Source organism: Kribbella turkmenica, from assembly GCF_004348725.1.
Lineage (GTDB): Bacteria > Actinomycetota > Actinomycetes > Propionibacteriales > Kribbellaceae > Kribbella > Kribbella turkmenica.
In genome coordinates, this window is record NZ_SMKR01000164.1 from 1 (window position 1) to 17,040 (window position 17,040).

The 17,040-nt window shown below is 70.5% G+C and carries 15 protein-coding genes; 9 read left to right on the top strand and 6 right to left on the bottom strand.

What is annotated here, in order from left to right; genetic code table 11:
• Positions 1 to 675: hypothetical protein (locus tag E1218_RS28810; protein WP_132325865.1), on the bottom strand; the 675-nt coding region annotated here is incomplete at its 3' end.
• 130 nt (positions 676 to 805) lie between these two features.
• On the opposite strand from E1218_RS28810, the gene E1218_RS28815 reads away from it, so the two are divergent.
• Positions 806 to 1,582, top strand: coding sequence for a sulfite exporter TauE/SafE family protein (locus E1218_RS28815; RefSeq protein ID WP_132325867.1), 777 nt, complete (start codon positions 806 to 808; stop codon positions 1,580 to 1,582).
• On the opposite strand, the gene E1218_RS28820 is transcribed toward E1218_RS28815, so the two are convergent.
• Positions 1,583 to 2,059 (bottom strand): GAF domain-containing protein, encoded by a 477-nt coding sequence (locus E1218_RS28820; RefSeq protein WP_132325869.1) that lies wholly within the window; start codon positions 2,057 to 2,059, stop codon positions 1,583 to 1,585.
• 126 nt (positions 2,060 to 2,185) lie between these two features.
• Between E1218_RS28820 and E1218_RS28825 the strand changes: the two genes are divergently transcribed.
• On the top strand, positions 2,186 to 2,401 hold the full coding sequence (locus E1218_RS28825) for a class I SAM-dependent methyltransferase (protein WP_132325871.1): 216 nt from the start codon (positions 2,186 to 2,188) through the stop codon (positions 2,399 to 2,401).
• 148 nt (positions 2,402 to 2,549) lie between these two features.
• On the opposite strand, the gene E1218_RS28830 is transcribed toward E1218_RS28825, so the two are convergent.
• Positions 2,550 to 3,689, bottom strand: coding sequence for a cytochrome P450 (locus E1218_RS28830; protein ID WP_132325873.1), 1,140 nt, complete (start codon positions 3,687 to 3,689; stop codon positions 2,550 to 2,552).
• 123 nt (positions 3,690 to 3,812) lie between these two features.
• Here E1218_RS28830 and priA point away from each other — a divergent pair, with 123 nt between their 5' ends.
• The 7 genes from priA (at position 3,813) to E1218_RS28865 (ending at position 11,956) form a co-directional block, all read left to right on the top strand.
• The gene (priA, locus tag E1218_RS28835) at positions 3,813 to 4,583 is read left to right on the top strand and encodes a bifunctional 1-(5-phosphoribosyl)-5-((5-phosphoribosylamino)methylideneamino)imidazole-4-carboxamide isomerase/phosphoribosylanthranilate isomerase PriA (RefSeq protein WP_202866246.1); all 771 of its coding nucleotides are present in this window, start codon (positions 3,813 to 3,815) and stop codon (positions 4,581 to 4,583) included.
• Entirely contained in the window at positions 4,580 to 6,883 is a 2,304-nt protein-coding gene (locus E1218_RS28840) for an HAD-IB family hydrolase (protein WP_132325875.1), read from the top strand. Before priA ends, E1218_RS28840 begins: the two co-directional genes overlap by 4 nt.
• On the top strand, positions 6,880 to 8,076 hold the full coding sequence (locus tag E1218_RS28845) for a zinc-dependent alcohol dehydrogenase (protein WP_132325877.1): 1,197 nt from the start codon (positions 6,880 to 6,882) through the stop codon (positions 8,074 to 8,076). The genes E1218_RS28840 and E1218_RS28845 overlap by 4 nt, the downstream gene beginning before the upstream one ends.
• A 75-nt stretch (positions 8,077 to 8,151) precedes the next feature.
• The gene (locus tag E1218_RS28850) at positions 8,152 to 9,705 is read left to right on the top strand and encodes a lactate racemase domain-containing protein (protein WP_233712541.1); all 1,554 of its coding nucleotides are present in this window, start codon (positions 8,152 to 8,154) and stop codon (positions 9,703 to 9,705) included.
• A complete protein-coding gene (locus E1218_RS28855; RefSeq protein WP_132325881.1) occupies positions 9,705 to 10,637 on the top strand; it encodes a lysophospholipid acyltransferase family protein in 933 nt (310 codons plus the stop codon). The genes E1218_RS28850 and E1218_RS28855 overlap by 1 nt, the downstream gene beginning before the upstream one ends.
• Before the next feature lie 90 nt (positions 10,638 to 10,727).
• The gene (gene hisF, locus E1218_RS28860) at positions 10,728 to 11,489 is read left to right on the top strand and encodes an imidazole glycerol phosphate synthase subunit HisF (protein ID WP_132325883.1); all 762 of its coding nucleotides are present in this window, start codon (positions 10,728 to 10,730) and stop codon (positions 11,487 to 11,489) included.
• Positions 11,486 to 11,956 (top strand): MarR family winged helix-turn-helix transcriptional regulator, encoded by a 471-nt coding sequence (locus E1218_RS28865; RefSeq protein ID WP_233712542.1) that lies wholly within the window; start codon positions 11,486 to 11,488, stop codon positions 11,954 to 11,956. The genes hisF and E1218_RS28865 overlap by 4 nt, the downstream gene beginning before the upstream one ends.
• Before the next feature lie 7 nt (positions 11,957 to 11,963).
• Here the strand turns inward: E1218_RS28865 and E1218_RS28870 are convergent, their stop codons facing one another.
• From E1218_RS28870 to E1218_RS28880, 3 genes are read right to left on the bottom strand one after another with little or no spacing between them, the layout of a single operon-like run.
• The gene (locus tag E1218_RS28870) at positions 11,964 to 13,487 is read right to left on the bottom strand and encodes a right-handed parallel beta-helix repeat-containing protein (protein WP_165949461.1); all 1,524 of its coding nucleotides are present in this window, start codon (positions 13,485 to 13,487) and stop codon (positions 11,964 to 11,966) included.
• Positions 13,484 to 14,899, bottom strand: a complete 1,416-nt coding sequence (locus E1218_RS28875; RefSeq protein ID WP_132325887.1) for an O-antigen ligase family protein — start codon at positions 14,897 to 14,899, stop codon at positions 13,484 to 13,486. The genes E1218_RS28870 and E1218_RS28875 overlap by 4 nt, the downstream gene beginning before the upstream one ends.
• Positions 14,900 to 14,905: 6 nt before the next feature.
• Positions 14,906 to 16,510 carry a Wzz/FepE/Etk N-terminal domain-containing protein gene (locus tag E1218_RS28880; protein WP_132325889.1) on the bottom strand — a complete coding sequence of 535 codons (1,605 nt, stop codon included), beginning with the start codon at positions 16,508 to 16,510 and terminating at the stop codon, positions 14,906 to 14,908.
• Between the last annotated feature and the right edge of the window lie 530 nt (positions 16,511 to 17,040).

The window sequence follows — 17,040 nt, forward strand, 5'->3', positions numbered from 1 at the left end:
ACCCTGTTGGACAGCCGTTCCACGATCTGGGTCGGATACGACGGCGACGTTCTCGACCACGGTCAGGCCGGCGGCGTCGTGGGCGGTCGCGGTGGCGAGCGGTACGTCGCCGTCGTATCCGACCCAGATCGTGGAACGGCTGTCCAACAGGGTCGCGTGGTAGAGGATCCCGGGTTCGACGGGCTGGAGCTCGGGGAGCGGGTAGCCCTCGATCAGGACGCGTTCGGCGTCGGCGAGCCCGGCCTCGTCGGTGACCTGGCGGATCTCCAGGTCGGTGACCGGCGGGGTGGTCGCGGCCTCGGGGAAGCGCACCATCAGTGGGGGATGGCCGACCAGCGCGAGGCCGTGCTCGCGCAGGTCCCGGGTCGGCCATGCGCTGACGTACAGGTACGGGAGGTTGTTGGGCAACTCCCGGGCGACGTCGGCGATCACCTCGGCCGGGTCGACCGGTTGTTTCTGCACGACCCAGTTCGTCAGCGGGCCGCGGTCGCCGAGGAACCCGCCGGCCCAGGTGTCACCGTCGTACCAGGGCTTGCCCGCCCGCCGCGCCGGGTCGGTGGCCCACGAGGCGTGCGCGAGGACGGCCTGCCGGACGAGTGAGTCGGCCGCCGGCAGGTCCGGTTCCCAGCCGGTCGCGAGCGTCTCGTCTTCGGGAGGCAGCATCGAGGAGGCCATGCGCCCACTGTGACAGCGAGCTCACAGGTGCGGTAGTGGAGTGGATCACGTCCGCCGGTGTAAGGGTTTTTCCGAACAACGTCCTTACCTGATGATGTCCGGGTGAGTGCTTCCCGCCTGGTGTGCCGCTGTGCCTGACCTCTCGTTGTGGACCCTGATCTTCCTGGTCGTCGCGGCCTTCGCGGCCGGCTGGATCGACGCTGTGGTCGGCGGCGGCGGCCTGATCCAGTTGCCGGCGATGCTCCTCGGCCTGCCGGGCGCGACCCCGGCGCAGATCCTGTCGACCAACAAGATCTCGTCGCTGTGCGGTACGACGACCAGCGCGGTGACGTTCGGCGTCAAGGTGCGCCCGGACAAGCGGACCGTGATCCCGCTCGCGATTCTCGCCGGGCTCGGTTCGGCCGCGGGAGCGCTGGTGGCGACCAGGATCCCGATGTCGTGGTTCAAGCCGATCGTGCTGGTGCTGCTGGTCGGCGTCGCGATCTACACCGCGATGAAGCCGTCGCTCGGTGCGCGCACGGCGCTGCGGTTCGACGGCAAGGACCACTACCTCGCGGCCTGCGCGGTCGGCGTCCTGATCGGCTTCTACGACGGCGCGGTCGGGCCCGGTACCGGGTCGTTCCTGATCTTCGCGCTGGTCGGGTTCCTCGGCTACAACTTCTTGCAGGCCAGCGCGAAGGCCAAGATCGCGAACGTCGCCACCAACCTGGGCGCGATCGCCGTCTTCGCCGTCAGTGGCGCGCCGCTGTGGATCCTCGGTCTGATCATGGGTGCGGCGAACATGCTGGGCGGCCTGCTCGGCGCCCGGACCGCGGTCGCCCGCGGCAGCCGGTTCGTCCGGATCGTGTTCCTGGTCGTCGTCTCCGCCCTCATCCTCCGGCTGGCGTACGACGTCTTCTGGGGCTGATCAGCCGTTCGTGAACGTCGGCGCCCACGGCGCGTCGGCCAGGCCGATCCGGCGGATGGCCTCGGCCGCACGGTCGGCCAGCGCCTGCAGGTCGTCGATCTGGCGCTGGGTGGCGCGGTGGTGGCGGGACCAGTAGGCGCCGATGGCGGCCACCGGGGCCGGGGAGCCGACCGGCACCATCAGCAGGCTGCGGACGAACGTCGGCAGGTAGGCCTCGAGGGGGATCCGCTCGTCGAGCTCGATGTTCGGGACGACCGCGGTCTCGTCGTGCAGCATCGCCCAGCCGCTGATACAGGCGGTGATCGGGAGCCGCTGGCCCTTCCAGAGCGGCGCGATCGCGTCCTCGGCGGCGTAGAAGCAGCGGTCCTGCTCGCGGAGCACGAAGGTGGCGCCCTGCGCGCCGGTGACGCGCCGGGCCTCCATCCGGACGATGTCGCCGACGTCGGCCAGGGTCTGCGCCGCCGTCAGGTTCGTCATGCCGTCATTGTGCGGGCGGACACGGGACGGCACCAGTACCAGTGTCCGGATCATGGTCGTCTACGACGGACGGTTGAGCAGCGGGTACGCCGCGGGACGCCGGAGAAGTCGGGACGAGGTACGGCGGTGGACGGCCGCGTCGAGGTGTACCTGGCCGACGAGCGACCCCAGACGATCCTCGACCTGGGCAGCGGGACCGGCCGGCTCGCGACCGGTCTGGCCGACGCGTTCGGCGGTCCGGCGTACGGCGTGGAGCCGTCGGACCGGCCGCGCGCGCTGCGGGGGGTGCGCCGGGTGCTGAAGCCGGGAGGAGTGGCATTTGCAGCCGCGCACGCTTCGTGAGGCCTCCGACCGGCTGAAGTTCCGGGCGTTGTCGACGTTCGAGCACCTGCCCGGGCCGGAGATCGAGCAGGGATTCGCCCGGCTGACGGCCGATGCCGATCGCGAGCCGGACGAGCTCATGCCGACCATCCAGCCGCGATGCTCGTTCTCACACGTCCCAGGTGACGTCGACCGCGGACGGCTTGCGGAAGACCAGTCCCCGCGGCGGAGGCGAGTCGGGAGCGAGGCGGAGACCCGGGAGATCGAGGAGGGCGTCGACCGCGGTCCGGGCCTCCAACCGGGTCAGGTGCATGCCCAGGCAGATGTGCGGTCCGCTGGCGAACGCGAGATGGCGTCGCGCGTTCGGTCGTCGTACGTCGAAGGTGTCGGGTGCCGCGAAGACCTCGGGATCGCGGCCGGCGCCGGCCAGCGAGACCGTGACCAGGTCACCGCGGCGGATGGCGGCACCGGCCAGCCCGACGTCGCGAGTCGCGTAGCGGTCGACCACGGCGGCCGCCGGCTCCAGCCGAAGAGACTCCTCCAGCGCGTTCGGCAGGAGTGATCGGTCGGCGAGGACGAGGTCCAACTGGTCCTGATGGTTGAGCAGGTGCCAGAGCGCGTTGGTGATCATGCCTTCGGTGGTCTCGATGCCGCCGAACATCAGGACGGCGGCGTTCGCGACCACCTCGTCGACGCCGAGGCCGGCGTGGGCCGCGGCCGCGATCAGCGAGTCGGCCGAATCGAGGCCAGCGGCAACATGTGCGTGCAGCTGGGCGAACGCCTCTGTGCCTTCCGGGGTCACCTGGCGCCCGGCGGAGACGCCGGTCACCGAGTCGGAGATCGCCGTGTACCAGTCGAGCACCGTCGCGGCCGAGGCCTGCGGCAGCCCCAGCGAGTAGGCCACGACCGCTACGGACAGGGGCCCGGCCACCGTCCGCCGCAGGTCGGCGGAACCGCCGGACGCCGCCGCGCCGGCTGCCGGCTGGATCGCCGCGATCAGTTCGTCGACGGTCTGCCGGACGACGGTGGTGAAGCGGCGTCCGGTCTCGGCCAGGCCGAACGGGGACTCGAACGGGTCCCGGTGCGCCTTGTGCGCGGTGCCGTCCAGCGACAGCATCGACGGCCCGACGACCTGCGCGGTCGAGAACCGCGGATCGTCCACCGTGAAGGTCGAAGGGTCTCGCATCACGGCCAGCGCCAACGCGCGGCTCGCGACCACCCAACTGCCGAGCGCGTCCACCCAGCCGATCGGCCGCAACGCCGCCAGCGCCGGGTGCGGGTCCGTCTCGAGCTCCTCCAGGGTGACCATTCCGCCACCCTAGTTCGTGCAGACCACTGGATAGAGTGGTATTGCTGAGACAGATTGGATCGCAACGACTCAGCAGGGCAGCGGGTTACGGAGCCCGAACGGACGCCATTTAGGGTGTGGGCCATGTCAGCGTTGGATTCGATGCCCACCCCACCGCCCCGCGCGAACCTGGTGCTGTTGCCTGCCGTCGACGTGGCGGCCGGTCAGGCGGTCCGGCTGGTGCAGGGGGAGGCCGGTAGCGAGACGTCCTACGGCGATCCGCTGGCCGCGGCGATGGCCTGGCAGGAGGCCGGGGCGGAGTGGATCCACCTGGTCGACCTGGACGCGGCGTTCGGTCGCGGTTCCAACCGTGAGCTGCTCGCCGACGTGACCGGGAAACTCGACGTAAAGGTCGAGCTGTCCGGCGGCATCCGCGACGACGACTCGCTCGAGGCCGCGTTGCGGACCGGCGCGCGAAGGGTCAACATCGGCACCGCCGCGCTCGAGGACCCGCAGTGGTGCGACCGGATCATCCAGCAGTACGGCGACCGGGTCGCGATCGGGCTCGACGTCCGCGGCCGGACCCTGGCGGCCCGCGGCTGGACCAAGGAGGGCGGCGACCTGTACGAGGTGCTCGAGCGGCTGGAAGCGGCCGGCTGCGAGCGGTACGTCGTCACCGACGTGACCAAGGACGGCATGCTCCAGGGGCCCAACCTGGACCTGTACCGCGATCTGTGCGCGCGCACCGACAAGCCGATCGTCGCCTCCGGCGGGGTGTCCAGCCTGGACGACCTGAAGGCCCTGAGCACGCTCGTCCAGGACGGCGTCGAGGGTGTCATCGTCGGCAAGGCCCTGTACGCCGGCGCGTTCACCCTGACCGAGGCACTCGAGCTCACGCGTGGAGGCGACAAGTGAGTCTGGCCGACAAGCTCAAGGACAAGAAGGTCCTGGTCACCGGCGTCACCGGGTTCGTCGGTGAGGCGCTGTTGCACCGGATCATCGGGGACCTCCCCGGCACCACGGTGGTGGCGATCATCCGGCCGAAGGGCTCGCTCAAGGGCACCGACCGGATGGCGCAGCTGCTGAAGAAGGACATCTTCAAGCCGTTCTACGGCGAGGGCACCGAGTACGCCGACGCCGAGGCGCTGTCCGCGGCCCGGATCGAGGTGGTCGAGGGCGACCTGGCCGACGTACCGGAGCTGCCGAAGGATCTCGACATCGTCGTGCACTGCGCCGGTGACGTCAGCTTCGACCCGCCGATCCACGAGGCGTTCACGACCAACGTGCTCGGCACCAAGAGCCTGCTCGAGCGGATCGCCGAGACAGGCCGTCCGGTGCACTACGTGCACATCTCCACCGCGTACACCGCGGGCCGTCGCCGCGGCGCGATCCCGGAGGCCCCGGTCGACCACAACGTCGACTGGCGGACCGAGGCCGAGGCCGGGATGGCGATGCGCGCCCGGGTCGAGGAGCAGTCCCGGTCGGCGCCGATGCTGGCGAAGTTCCGCAAGGAGGCCGAGAAGCTGCACCGCCGGGCCGGTCACCTGACGGCCGCGGCCGACACCGAGCGCCGCCGGACCGAGTGGGTCGCGAAGAAGCTGGTCGAGACCGGCACGGAGCGCGCCCGCAGCCTCGGCTGGACCGACTGCTACACCTTCACCAAGGCCCTGGGCGAACGCGTCGTCGAGGAGTTCTCGAAGACGCTGCCGACCTCGATCGTCCGGCCGGCCATCATCGAGTCCGCGGTGCAGAGCCCGCACCCGGGCTGGATCGAGGGCTTCAAGATGGCCGAGCCGCTGATCCTTGCCTACGGCCGCGGCGAGCTGCCGGAGTTCCCGGCCAGCCCGGACTCGGTGATCGAGATCATCCCGGTGGACCACGTGGTCGGCGCGATCTGCGCGGTGATGGCGACCGAGCCCGAGCTGAGCAAGCCGGAGTACTACCACATCGGCTCCGGCGCCCGGAACCCGCTGACCTTCGAGCAGCTGTACGCCGGCGTCCGCGCGTACTTCTCCAAGCACCCGTTCGACCTGGGCGAGCGCGGCGCGGTCCGGCTGCCGGTGTGGAAGTTCCCCGGCGGCGACTCGGTCGAGAGCATGCTCCGGTACGGCGAACGCGCGCACAAGATCGCCGACAAGATCATCACCACCGTCCCGCGCGGCGAGCGGACCCGGAAGTACGCCCGCGAGCTCGACGTGCAGAAGCGCCGGCTGGACTTCCTCCGCCGCTACATGGACCTGTACTCCGAGTACGCGCAGGCCGAGCTGCAGTTCGTCGACGACAACGTGCTGGCGCTGCACAACGCGCTCGAGGGTGACGACCGGGAGAAGTTCGCCTGCGACACCTCCGTGGTCGACTGGCAGCACTACCTGCAGGAAGTGCACTGCCCGAGCGTCACCGACTCGCTCCGCCGGCTGGACGTCGTCCGGAAGAAGCGGAACAGGGCACTGGCCGAGTCCGCCGGTGTGCTCAAGAAGATCGGGGAGCCGGCTGGCAGCGACACGGACGCCGAGGTGATCGCGGCGTTCGACATGGACGGCACGCTGCTGTCGTCGAACGTGATCGAGACCTACCTGTGGATGCGGCTGCCCGAGCTGGACAGCCACCAGCGGGTCGGCGAGATCGGTTCGATGCTGCGCCGCCTGCCCAAGCTGATCTCGGCCGAGCGCAAGGACCGCGGCACGTTCCTGCGGACGATCTACCGCCGCTACGAGGGCGCCGACCTCGAGGAGCTGAACCGGATCGTCGACGAGCTGCTCGCCGAGCACGTGCTCGAGCGGCTCAGCGGTGACGCCGTCCGGCGGATCCGCGAGCACCGCGCGGCCGGACACAAGACGATCCTGATCACCGGGGCGGTCCGGCCGCTGACCCGCCCGCTGGAGCCGTTGTTCGACGAGATCGTCGCCGCCGAGCTCGCCGTCGACGACCGCGGCAGGTGCACCGGCTTCCTGTCCGGGCCGCCGCTGGTCGGCGAGTCCCGGGCGGCGTGGATCAAGCACCGCGCCCGCGGTACGAACATCGACCTGTCGAAGTCCTACGCCTACGCCGACAGCCACTCGGACCTGCCGATGCTGTCGGTCGTCGGCAACCCGGTCGCGGTCTCGCCGGACGTCTCGCTGTTCCGGGCCGCCCGGGCCGCGCGCTGGCAGATCGTCGACTGGAAGACCCCGTCCACCTCGTCCCGTCTGGAGCTGCCTGGGGTGAACGCCCGATGATGCTCGCTCTCGAGATGTACCGGTCGCCGGCCAAGTACCTGGCGGCCAAGGCGGTCGGCGGCCGGATCCCCGGCATCCTGACCGGCCCGGCCGCGCCGCTGCGGCTGGTGACCATCAACGAGCCGAAGGCCGAGCGGGAGGGCTGGGCGCGGATCCGCCCGATCCTGTCCGGCATCTGCGGCTCGGACCTCGGCATGGTCACCGGCTCGACCAAGCTGTACTTCTCCGCGATGGTGTCGATGCCGTTCGTGCCCGGTCACGAGATCGTCGGCGAGCTGCTCGACGACTGCCAGGACCTGCCGAAGGGCACCCGGGTGGTGATGGATTCGGTCCTCACCTGTGTCGCCCGGGGCGTCGAGCCGTGTCAGGGCTGCGCTTCCGGGAACACCAACCGGTGCGACCGGATCACCGTCGGCCACGTGGCGCCGGGTCTGCAGACCGGCTTCTGCCAGGACACCGGCGGCGGCTGGGGCAACGTGATGGTCGCGCACCGCAGCCAGCTGTACGCCGTACCGGACGGGATGTCCGACGAGCGCGCCGTACTGACCGAGCCGCTGGCGTGCGCCGTCCACACCGCGCTGCGCGCGAAGGTGGAGCCGGGGCAGTCGGTCCTGGTGAGCGGCGCAGGCGCCGTCGGCCTGTTCGCGACCCTCGCGCTGCGCGAGCTGACCCAGGCCGGCCGGATCACCGTCGTCGCCAAGCACGCCAAGCAGCGTGAGCTCGCCCGGGCGTTCGGCGCCAGCGACGTGGTCGCCCCGGACGAGGTCTTCCGCGGCGTACGGCGATCGACCGGTGCGTTCCGGCTGAAGCCGGAGATGGCCAAGGAGTTCCTGCTCGGCGGCGTCGACATCGCCGTGGACGCGGTCGGCAGCAAGGACTCGATCGACACCGTGCTGCGGGTGACCAAGGCCGGTGGCCGGGTGGTGCTGTCCGGGATGCCGGCCAGCGGCGCCGACCTGTCGCCGGTGTGGTTCCGCGAGCTCGAGCTGACCGGCACCTACGCGTCCGCGCGGGAGGAACCGAACGACCAGCCGGCCTTCCAGACGGCGCTGGAACTGGCCGCGAAGGCCCCGCTCGACGGGATCGTCGGGGCGCGCTACCCGCTGTACCGCTGGCGCGAGGCGATCGACCACGCGCATTCGGCCGGCCGGCTCGGCACGGTCAAGGTCGCATTCGATGTGAGGGCCTCATGAGGGCCGTGACACTGCTGCTGCCGTACGTACGACGAGAGGGTTTGTGAGATGTCTCGGCCAGGTTTTGTGCTTGAGGTGGACGACCGGACGCCGCCGCTGATCGTGCACTCGGGTGAGGGCTTCCAGCTGGAGCGATTCCCGCTCGGGACCCGGGTGGTGTACCCGCCGGAGGCGCTGCCGCCGGTGCGGGACGTCGAGGAGGCGATCCAGAACGCGCTGCTGAACCCGATCGAGTCCGAGCCGCTGCCGGAACTGCTCCGGCCGGGAATGCGGCTGACGATCGCGTTCGACGACATCTCACTGCCGCTGCCGCCGATGAAGAAGCCGGACATCCGGCAGCGGATCATCGAGGCCGTGCTGACGCTGGCGGCCGACGCGGGTGTGGACGACGTCGAGATCATCTCGGCGAACGCGCTGCACCGCCGGCTGACCCCGAACGAGCTGCGCGACATCGTCGGCGAGCGGGTGTTCCGGTCGTTCTTCCCCGACGGCAAGCTCTACAACTTCGACGCCGAGGACCGCGACAACCTGACCCACCTGGGCCAGACGCGGCACGGCGAGGACGTGGAGATCTCCAAGCGCGCGGCCGAGTCGGACCTGCTGGTCTACGTGAACGTGAACCTGGTGGCGATGGACGGCGGCCACAAGTCGACGTCGATCGGGCTGGCGTCGTACAAGTCGCTGAAGCACCACCACAACAGCCACACGATGATCCACTCCCGGTCGTTCATGGACCACAAGGCGTCGAAGATGCACCACTCCGCCTGGCGGATGGGTGAGGTGCTGACTCAGAACGTCAAGGTGTTCCAGATCGAGACCACGCTGAACAACAACATCTTCGGCGGCGGCCTGGAGTTCCTGCAGAAGCGCGAGTGGGAGTGGTCGATCAAGGACCAGGCCTCGATGCTGGCCACCAAGCGCGGGCTGGCGGCGGCGCCGGCCAAGCTGCGGCACAAGATCTTCACCGACGTGCGCGCGAACTACGAGCTGACCGGCGTGAACGCCGGCGCGATCGAGCCGGTGCACGAGAAGACGCTGGAGATGGTGCACCGTCAGCACCTGGTCGAGGTGCAGGGCCAGTCCGACGTCGGCGTCATCGGCGTGCCCTACCTCGGCCCGTACAACGTCAACTCGGTGATGAACCCGATCCTGGCCGCCTGCATGGGGCTGGGCTACCACTTCAACGCCTACCGGGGGAACCCGATCGTCCGCAAGGACGGCGCGGTCATCCTCTACCACCCGGTGCCGTACGAGTTCAGCCAGCTGCACCACCCGTCGTACGTCGACTTCTTCGAGGAAGTGCTTGCCGAGAGCACCGACCCGGCGACGATCGAGGCGAAGTTCGAGAAGCAGTACGCCGAGGACCCGTGGTACATCCACCTGTACCGGACGTCGTACGCGTACCACGGCGTGCACCCGTTCTACATGTGGTACTGGATCTCGCACGCGCTGGACCACTGCGGTGACATCGTCTGGGTCGGCGCCAACCGCAAGACGGTCGAGCGGATGGGCTTCCGGTCCGCGTCGACGCTGCAGGACGCGCTCGAGATGGTCAGCCACTCGGTCGGCCGCTCGCCGTCGATCACCTACCTGCACAACCCGCCGCACCTGCTCGCGGACGTGCGCTGATGGGTACGAGCCTGGTCAAGTTCGGCCGCGACACCGCGCGTGACGTCAAGCAGGTCGCGCGCGGGTGGCGGTGGGGCCGCCGGCCGCAGGTGCCGCGGTCGGCCGAGCCGTATGTGATCCCGAAGGAGACCTCGGTCTTCCCGACCAAGTGGGCCCGGACCCCGGCCGCGATCGCGGTCCGCGAGGTGCTGCAGAAGGGCGCGCTCAACTCGGTGCTGCGGTTCGAGGTGAACCCGCAGGTGAGCGGCCTCGACTCGCTGCTCAAGGTGAACGGCCCGGCGCTGATCGTGGCCAACCACTCGTCCCACCTGGACACGCCGCTGCTGCTCTGCACGCTGCCGGACGGGATGCGCCGCAAGACCGCGGTCGCCGCGGCGGCGGACTACTTCTTCGACACCTGGTGGCGGGCGACCGCGTCGGCGATCGTGTTCAACACGTTCCCGATCGAGCGCCGCGGCGGCAAGCTCAGCTCGACCCCGGGCGACCTGCTCGCGGACGGCTGGAATGTGGTCGTCTTCCCGGAGGGCACCCGGTCGCCGGACGGCTGGATGGAGCGCTTCCGGATGGGCGCGGCGTACCTGGCCGTCGAGCACGGTGTGCCGGTGATCCCGGTCGGCATCAAAGGCTCGTTCGCCGCGATGCCGCGTGGGCGCGGCTGGCCGGTGCCCGGCCGCCCGACGGTCGCCGTCCGGTACGGCGATCCGCTGCGGCCGGCCGAGGGCGAGAGCGCCCGAGAGTTCGCGCCGAAGATCGCCGCCGCGGTGTCGGCCCTGCTGGACGAGGAGTCGACCACCTGGTGGGAGGCCCGCCGCCGGGTCGCGGCCGGTGCCTCGCCGTCCCAGTCCGGCCCGGACGCCGCCCGCTGGCGGCGGGTCTGGGAGGCGACAGCTCCGATCAAGCCCGACGCTTCCAAGCGCCGCGCCTGGAAATGACCTGACCGCGGGGCCGTGGGAAACCGCGGCCCCGCCGTCGTCGTGGACAGGGTGCGCGGCCCACTGGGACGGACTCGGTACGCTGACCGCGTGAGTCTTGCCGTGCGAGTGATCCCGTGCCTGGACGTCGATGCCGGCCGGGTGGTCAAGGGTGTCAACTTCACCGATCTGCGCGACGCCGGCGACCCGGTGGAGATGGCCCAGGTGTACGACGCGGAGGGGGCCGACGAGCTCACCTTCCTCGACATCACCGCCTCCTCGGGATCGCGGGAGACGACGTACGACGTGGTCGCCCGGACGGCCGAGCAGGTGTTCATCCCGCTGACCGTCGGCGGCGGCGTCCGCGAGGCGGCCGACGTGGACCGGCTGTTGCGGTCCGGCGCGGACAAGGTCGGGATCAACACCGGCGCGATCCACCGGCCGGAGGTGATCCGCGAGATCGCCACCCGGTTCGGCAACCAGGTGCTGGTGCTGTCGCTCGACGTACGCCGGGCCGACGACCAGCCGAGCGGGTTCGAGGTGACCACGCACGGCGGCCGGAAGTCCGCCGGGCTGGACGCCATCGAGTGGGCCCGGCAGGGCTGCGAGCTGGGGGCGGGCGAGATCCTGCTGAACTCGATGGACGCCGACGGGACCAGGCAGGGGTTCGACCTCGAGCTGATCCGGGCGGTCCGGGCCGTCGTCGACGTACCGCTGATCGCGAGTGGCGGAGCGGGGGCGCCCGAGCACTTCCCGCCCGCGGTCGAAGCCGGCGCGGACGCCGTTCTGGCCGCGAGTGTGTTCCACTTCGGCGACTTCCGGATCGCGGACGTGAAGAAGGCGCTGCGCGACGCGGGGATCGTGGTCCGGTGACCGTGGACACTCAGGAGACCGAGCGGTCGGGGCTGGTCGCCGACATCGAGCAGGAGTTGTCGGCGCTGTTCCGGCGGTCGCGGTCGGCCTCGTTGCGACTCGCCCGCCGGGTGCACCCGGACATGGACGCGGCCGGGTACGCGCTGATCTCCCAGATCGAGCTCGGTACGGCCGGCGGTGGCGCGGGCGTGCGCGCCTCCGACGTCGCCCAGGCGCTCGGGCTGGACAAGTCGACTGTCTCCCGCGGTATCACCCAACTGGAGAACCTCGGCCTGATCGAACGGGTCGGTGACCCCGACGACGGCCGCGCGCGGCTGCTCCGGCTGACCGAGGTCGGCGCCGGACGCTTCGGCGCGATGCGCACCCAGCGTCAGACCGAGTTCCGGGCCATCCTCGACCGCTGGAACCCGACAGACCTGGCCGACCTCGGCCGGCTGCTGTCGCGGCTGAACGACGACCTGAGCTGACGTCTGCCTAGCGGCGTTCGGCGCGGCCGTCGGCGTCGTTGCCTTCATCCCGCCACTCGCTCCAGGTCAGCTCGGTGTCGTTCCAGGCGAAGTGGGCGCCGGTGAGCGACGGCAGGTAGTAGGTGTTGTCCTCGAAGCGGTTGTTGCTCCCGGCGTAGACGGCGGTGTCGCCGATGTCCTGGACGGCGCCGCTGATCTCGCCCGCGGACATCGTGACGTGGTTGTCGTGCACCCAGACGTTGCGGACGACGTGCGGGCCGTGCGGCGCCGGGTCCTCGGTCCGGCGGTTGCCGCTGTCGATCAGCGCGATGCCGTTGGCGTTGCCGGTGACGACGTTCCCGCTGACCTCGACGAGTCCCGTCGTACCGCCGGAGGACTGGATCTGGATGCCGGCTCCCCAGGCCCACCCCTTGTCCCGGTCGCCGTTGCCGGCGATCTCGTTGTCCCGGATGGTCGCGTCGTAGCTGATCTCGTGCTGGATCCCGGGGCCGCGGTTGCCGGTGATCCGGTTCAGCGAGTACTCCGTGTGCAGGTTGCCGCCGTCGGTCCACAGGCCGGGACCGAAGTTGTCGTGCACGTGGTTGCGGGTGACCGTGTGTCGCTCGGTCCGCCAGCTCTTGCTGCCGCCGGCCTCCCAGTCGGGCGAGTAGCCGGCTCCGCCGTTCGACGCGATCTCGTTGCCGTCGACGACGGATCCGTTGCCCCAGGCGCCGAAACCGAGCTGGCCCTGGTGGTGGACGAAGTTGGCGGTGACGACGGCGTCGTCGGCGAGACCGAGACCGGCGCCGTGGTTGTGGCGGACCTCGTTGTGGTGGATCCGCCAGCCGGATCCCGACGCGTGCGGGGTGACCTGGCGGCTCTCGACCGCGGCGACCTGAGCTTCGTTCGCCGCCTGCTCGAGAACGAGGTTGGCAACGGTGACGTCGTCGACGACGGCCTGGACGAGACCGGGTGCGACCGCCTGCTCGAGCAGTCTGCCGGCCGGGTCGGCCCCGATCGTGATCGTGTTCGTGCCGTAGTCGGCGTGAAAGGTCCCCGGAGTGACCGCGGACGCCGAGTCGACCCGGCGCAGCGGCAGCTTGTCGACGTAGACGTCCTCGGCGTACGCGCAGGTGGGCACTGACTCCAGGCACTCGCCGTGGGTGCCCGGGGTGGCAGGCAGGAATCCGGTGGTCGACCAGACCGATCCGGATCTCTGCCAGCCGGTCAGAACCTTCGACCCGCTGACCACAGCGCCCAGGCGACCGATGAGCGAATCGCCCTCCTTCGGAACCAGCGGTTGCTCGAGCCGGTACGTGCCGGGAGACAGGCAGTACGTCGTCCCCGGTGCGTGCGCGTCGATCACCGATTGAACGTCGTCCGACGGGGCGACCGCGACACCGTCACACGATCGCGCCACCGGACCGACGGGTCCCGTCGGTCCGGCCTGGAGGGACGGCGACGAGCCGGTGCGGCCGAAGGACCACGACGCTGCCAGCACGGCCACCAGCGCGCACCCGGCCACGATCCAGCGCCGCCGGATCGCGGTCACGGCCCACCGCGGCTCGCGGTCACGGCCCCGTCCCGACCGGTCGAGCCGGGGCGGAACCACGACCGGATGGTGGTCACCGCCACGCCGATCCCGAAGGACGTCCACAGCAGCGCCGCCACCTGTGGTCCTTCGAGCTGAGGATCGAAGATGCACGACACCAGCACGGCGGTGGCCACCATCATCGAGAGGACGGCGACCTGCCGTCTGGTGTGTTCACCGTCGCGCGCCAGGCGTCGGCAACCGGCGAACATCCGCCAGTACCAGGCCAGCCACAGGGCGGCCCACAGTGAGACGCCGACCACGCCCATCCGGGCGAGGATGTGCAGGTGTGAGTTGTGCGGGCTCCGCAGCGTGTCCTTGCCGGCGTCGTACACGCCGACCTCGGTGGCCAGGTTCTGGCCGAAGCCCGAGCCGCCGACGAGGCGGCCGTCGGTCACCTGCTTGTCGAGGATGCGCGACCACAGTTCCTGGCGTCCCTCGACGGTGCCGCCCAGGTTCCCGGGTGTCTCCTTGCCGCCGAGGCTCACCACGTTCGCGACGAGCTGGGACGCCGAGAAGTCCCGGCCCTGCAGTCCGCCGAAGGGCACCTTGAGCGACAACAGGGAAGCCATTCCCAGGCCGAGCGTGACGACGAGCGCGAGCCGGACGAGGAGCCCCGCGTGCCGACGCATCAACACCAGGCCGATGACTCCGCCGGCCAGCACGCCGAGCAGTCCGCCGCGGTTCTGGGTGGCGGCGAGCGCGATGACGGTCAGGGCGAGCAGACTCCAGGCCGCACGACTGCGCGGGCTGCGCCTGCCGGGCAGCAGCCACATGCACCCGAGCACGAGCAGCGCCGCGATCGCGGCGCTGCCGGGCTTGTGTGACAGCACCGACACGGTCGTGAAGGGCACCTTCGGGGCGTCCGGTGCCAGGGGGGACAGCACCACGGCGAACGGCAGCCACACCAGCAGCCACGGAACGAATCGAGTCAGTTGGGTGATCAGCCGGTCGAGCAGCTCAGGCGACCTGGCCAGCGCGGCGATGACGAAGTACGCGAACAGGCAGTAGAACCACAGGGCGGCATCGCGCAGCGCGTCGAGCTGATAGGTGCCGACGCCCGGCACCGTCCGGATCAGGCCCCAGAGGGCGAACGCGGTGAGCAGGGCGAGGACCGGCTCGTCCCTGGCCGGCACCAGGAAGTACCGGGTCGCCGCCAGTGCGGCGACCGCGCCGAGCCCCAGCATCATCTCGGCGACGAACAGGGGGCTGCCGGGCAGATGGAGGTAGGCGAAGGCCCGGTCGAACAGCAGGTATCCGCCGAGCAACGGGCCGAGCAGCCGGCCGTACAGGACGAAGAGCCGTCCCGGAGTCTCATGCGGCGGCAGGAGCTCAGGGCGGCGTTCGCGGAACCTCGCCGCGGACGACGACATCCGGTCTCAGCCCCGGGAGCCGCGCGCGTTCTTGGCTGCCTGGAACGCGAACTGCCGGGCCGGCACCGGGTACTCCGGCCGGCGGGCGTTCCGCTCCAGCAGCCTGCGGACGAACTTCGGCCCGCGGCCCGTCCGCCGGTAGACGTAGCCGACGAGATCGGACTCGACCTGGTCCAGCCGCTCGACCATCCGGACGTGGTCCTGCACCGACTCGCCGGACCGGAGGACGACGACGGCCGCGTCGGAGTCCTGCACCAGGTCGACGGCGTTCGCCAGCCGCAGTGGTGAGGGACTGTCGATGAGCACGAGTTCGAACGACGACTTCGCCTCGGCGATCAGCTTGTCCACCGCCTCGGCGTACGCCGCTCCGGTGGTCCGGCTGAGCCGGGCGGGGCCTGCCCGGAGAACGGTGACGTCGGCGTTCAGCGGACTGGTCTCGACACAGTCCGACACCGGCCGGCAGCCGGCGACGACCTGCTCGAAGCCGTCGCCCTGCGGGCTGCCGGGGAGAAGCAGGCCGGTGAGCGAGCCCTCGGTCGCGTCGGCGTCCACCGCCAGCACCGGCGTCCCGCTCTCGGCCACGGCGAGCGCGACGTTGGCCACGACCTTGCTGCGCTCGGTGTCCGAGTCGGCCGAGACGAACACGACGGCCAGCCGGTCGTCGCGGGCGGCGCGGATCCGCTCGACCGATCCGGCGGTGAACCGGAACGCCTCGGCGGCCGGGGACTGCGGATCGGCGGCCATCGGCAGGGGATCGGTGGCCGTCGCGAGACCGGACAGCAGCTGCTTCGGTCCGGCAGGTGGGATGTCACCGATCAGTGGCGCGTCGTAGATCGCGACCGGGTCGAGCCGGTCGTCGAGACGCCGCCGGCGGGTCGCCCGCAGGTAGGCGAGCGCGCCGCCCAGCATGAGGCCGGCCACTACCCCGATGGCGCCCGCGCGCTTCGAGTTGCCGTTGATCGGCACCTGCGGTTCCGCGGCCCACGCGATGGTCGGATGGGTGGCCAGGTCCAGCTGCAGCTGGACCAGGGTCTGGGTGCGCTGGTTCTGCAGGTCGGTCAGCTGGCCGGCGGTCCTGGTGTCGCGGATGGCCCGTTCGAGTGCGGCGACCTCCTCCGCGCCCTGCGCCGCGATCGCGGCGGACCGGGCCTCGTCGAAGGCCTGGAGGAACGCGTTCGCGCCGGTCTGCGCGACCCGCGCGCCCGGCCAGGTGAACGTCACCGCGACGATGGTCGCCCCGAAGGCGCCCGGCTGGGCACCCTCCGGTGGCGTGATCTCGAGCGACTTGCCTTCACCGGCGAAGTGGCGGATCGAGAGCACGGTGTCGTTCAGGCCGGCGTTCGCGATCCGCACCGCCCGGTCGGCGACGTCCTGCGACTGCAGGAGCAGCACCTGGCTGTCGAAGTACTGCTCGCGGGAATCGCCCTGCGCGAGTGCGCTCTGCGGCACGGTGATCGTGGCGTACGCGCGGTAGACCTCGGTCTGCGTCAACGAGTGACCCACCGCCGCCGCGGCGACCAGCACCGTGATGACGGCGACCATGAGCCGGTACCGGCGCATCGCGCCGAAGACGGTCGGCTCGAACCGCCCCTGTTCGATGGTGGTGGCCATCAGGCCTCACCTCAGTCCCTCCCCTGGACTTCGGTGCACCGCCCCAACAACAGTGCGTCCCCTCCGGTGATGATAGACGGCGAGTCGCCGAAGGTAATCCCTTCGAACGAAACAACCGCGGTGAGTAAACGAGACCACCCAGTCTGCTGGTGGAGTTGCAGCCAAGCTTATGGTTGCAGAAACCAACTAATGGAGTGCTGGTTGAGCACCCGATGCTCGGCTTGTTCCTCGGATCCCCGGCCAGCTGCGGGGCAGGTGGTTGACGTCGAGCAGACTCGTGCTCCCCGAGCCGCCGGCCACCAGGTACCGCTTCCACTTGCCGAACCAGGTGATCATCTGGCCGGACCCGACCAGCTCCGCCGAAAGGTCGCCGAGCTCGACGTGGACGACTAGTGTCGTGAGTTAAAAATTCGCGGCGGGTGGCTTAGGGTCGGTGTGTGCCGGTACCTGTTGCTCGTTTGGTGACGTTGACCGAGGATGAGCGGTCGCAGTTGGTGTCGTGGTCGCGGAGGTCTACGAGCGCGAATGCG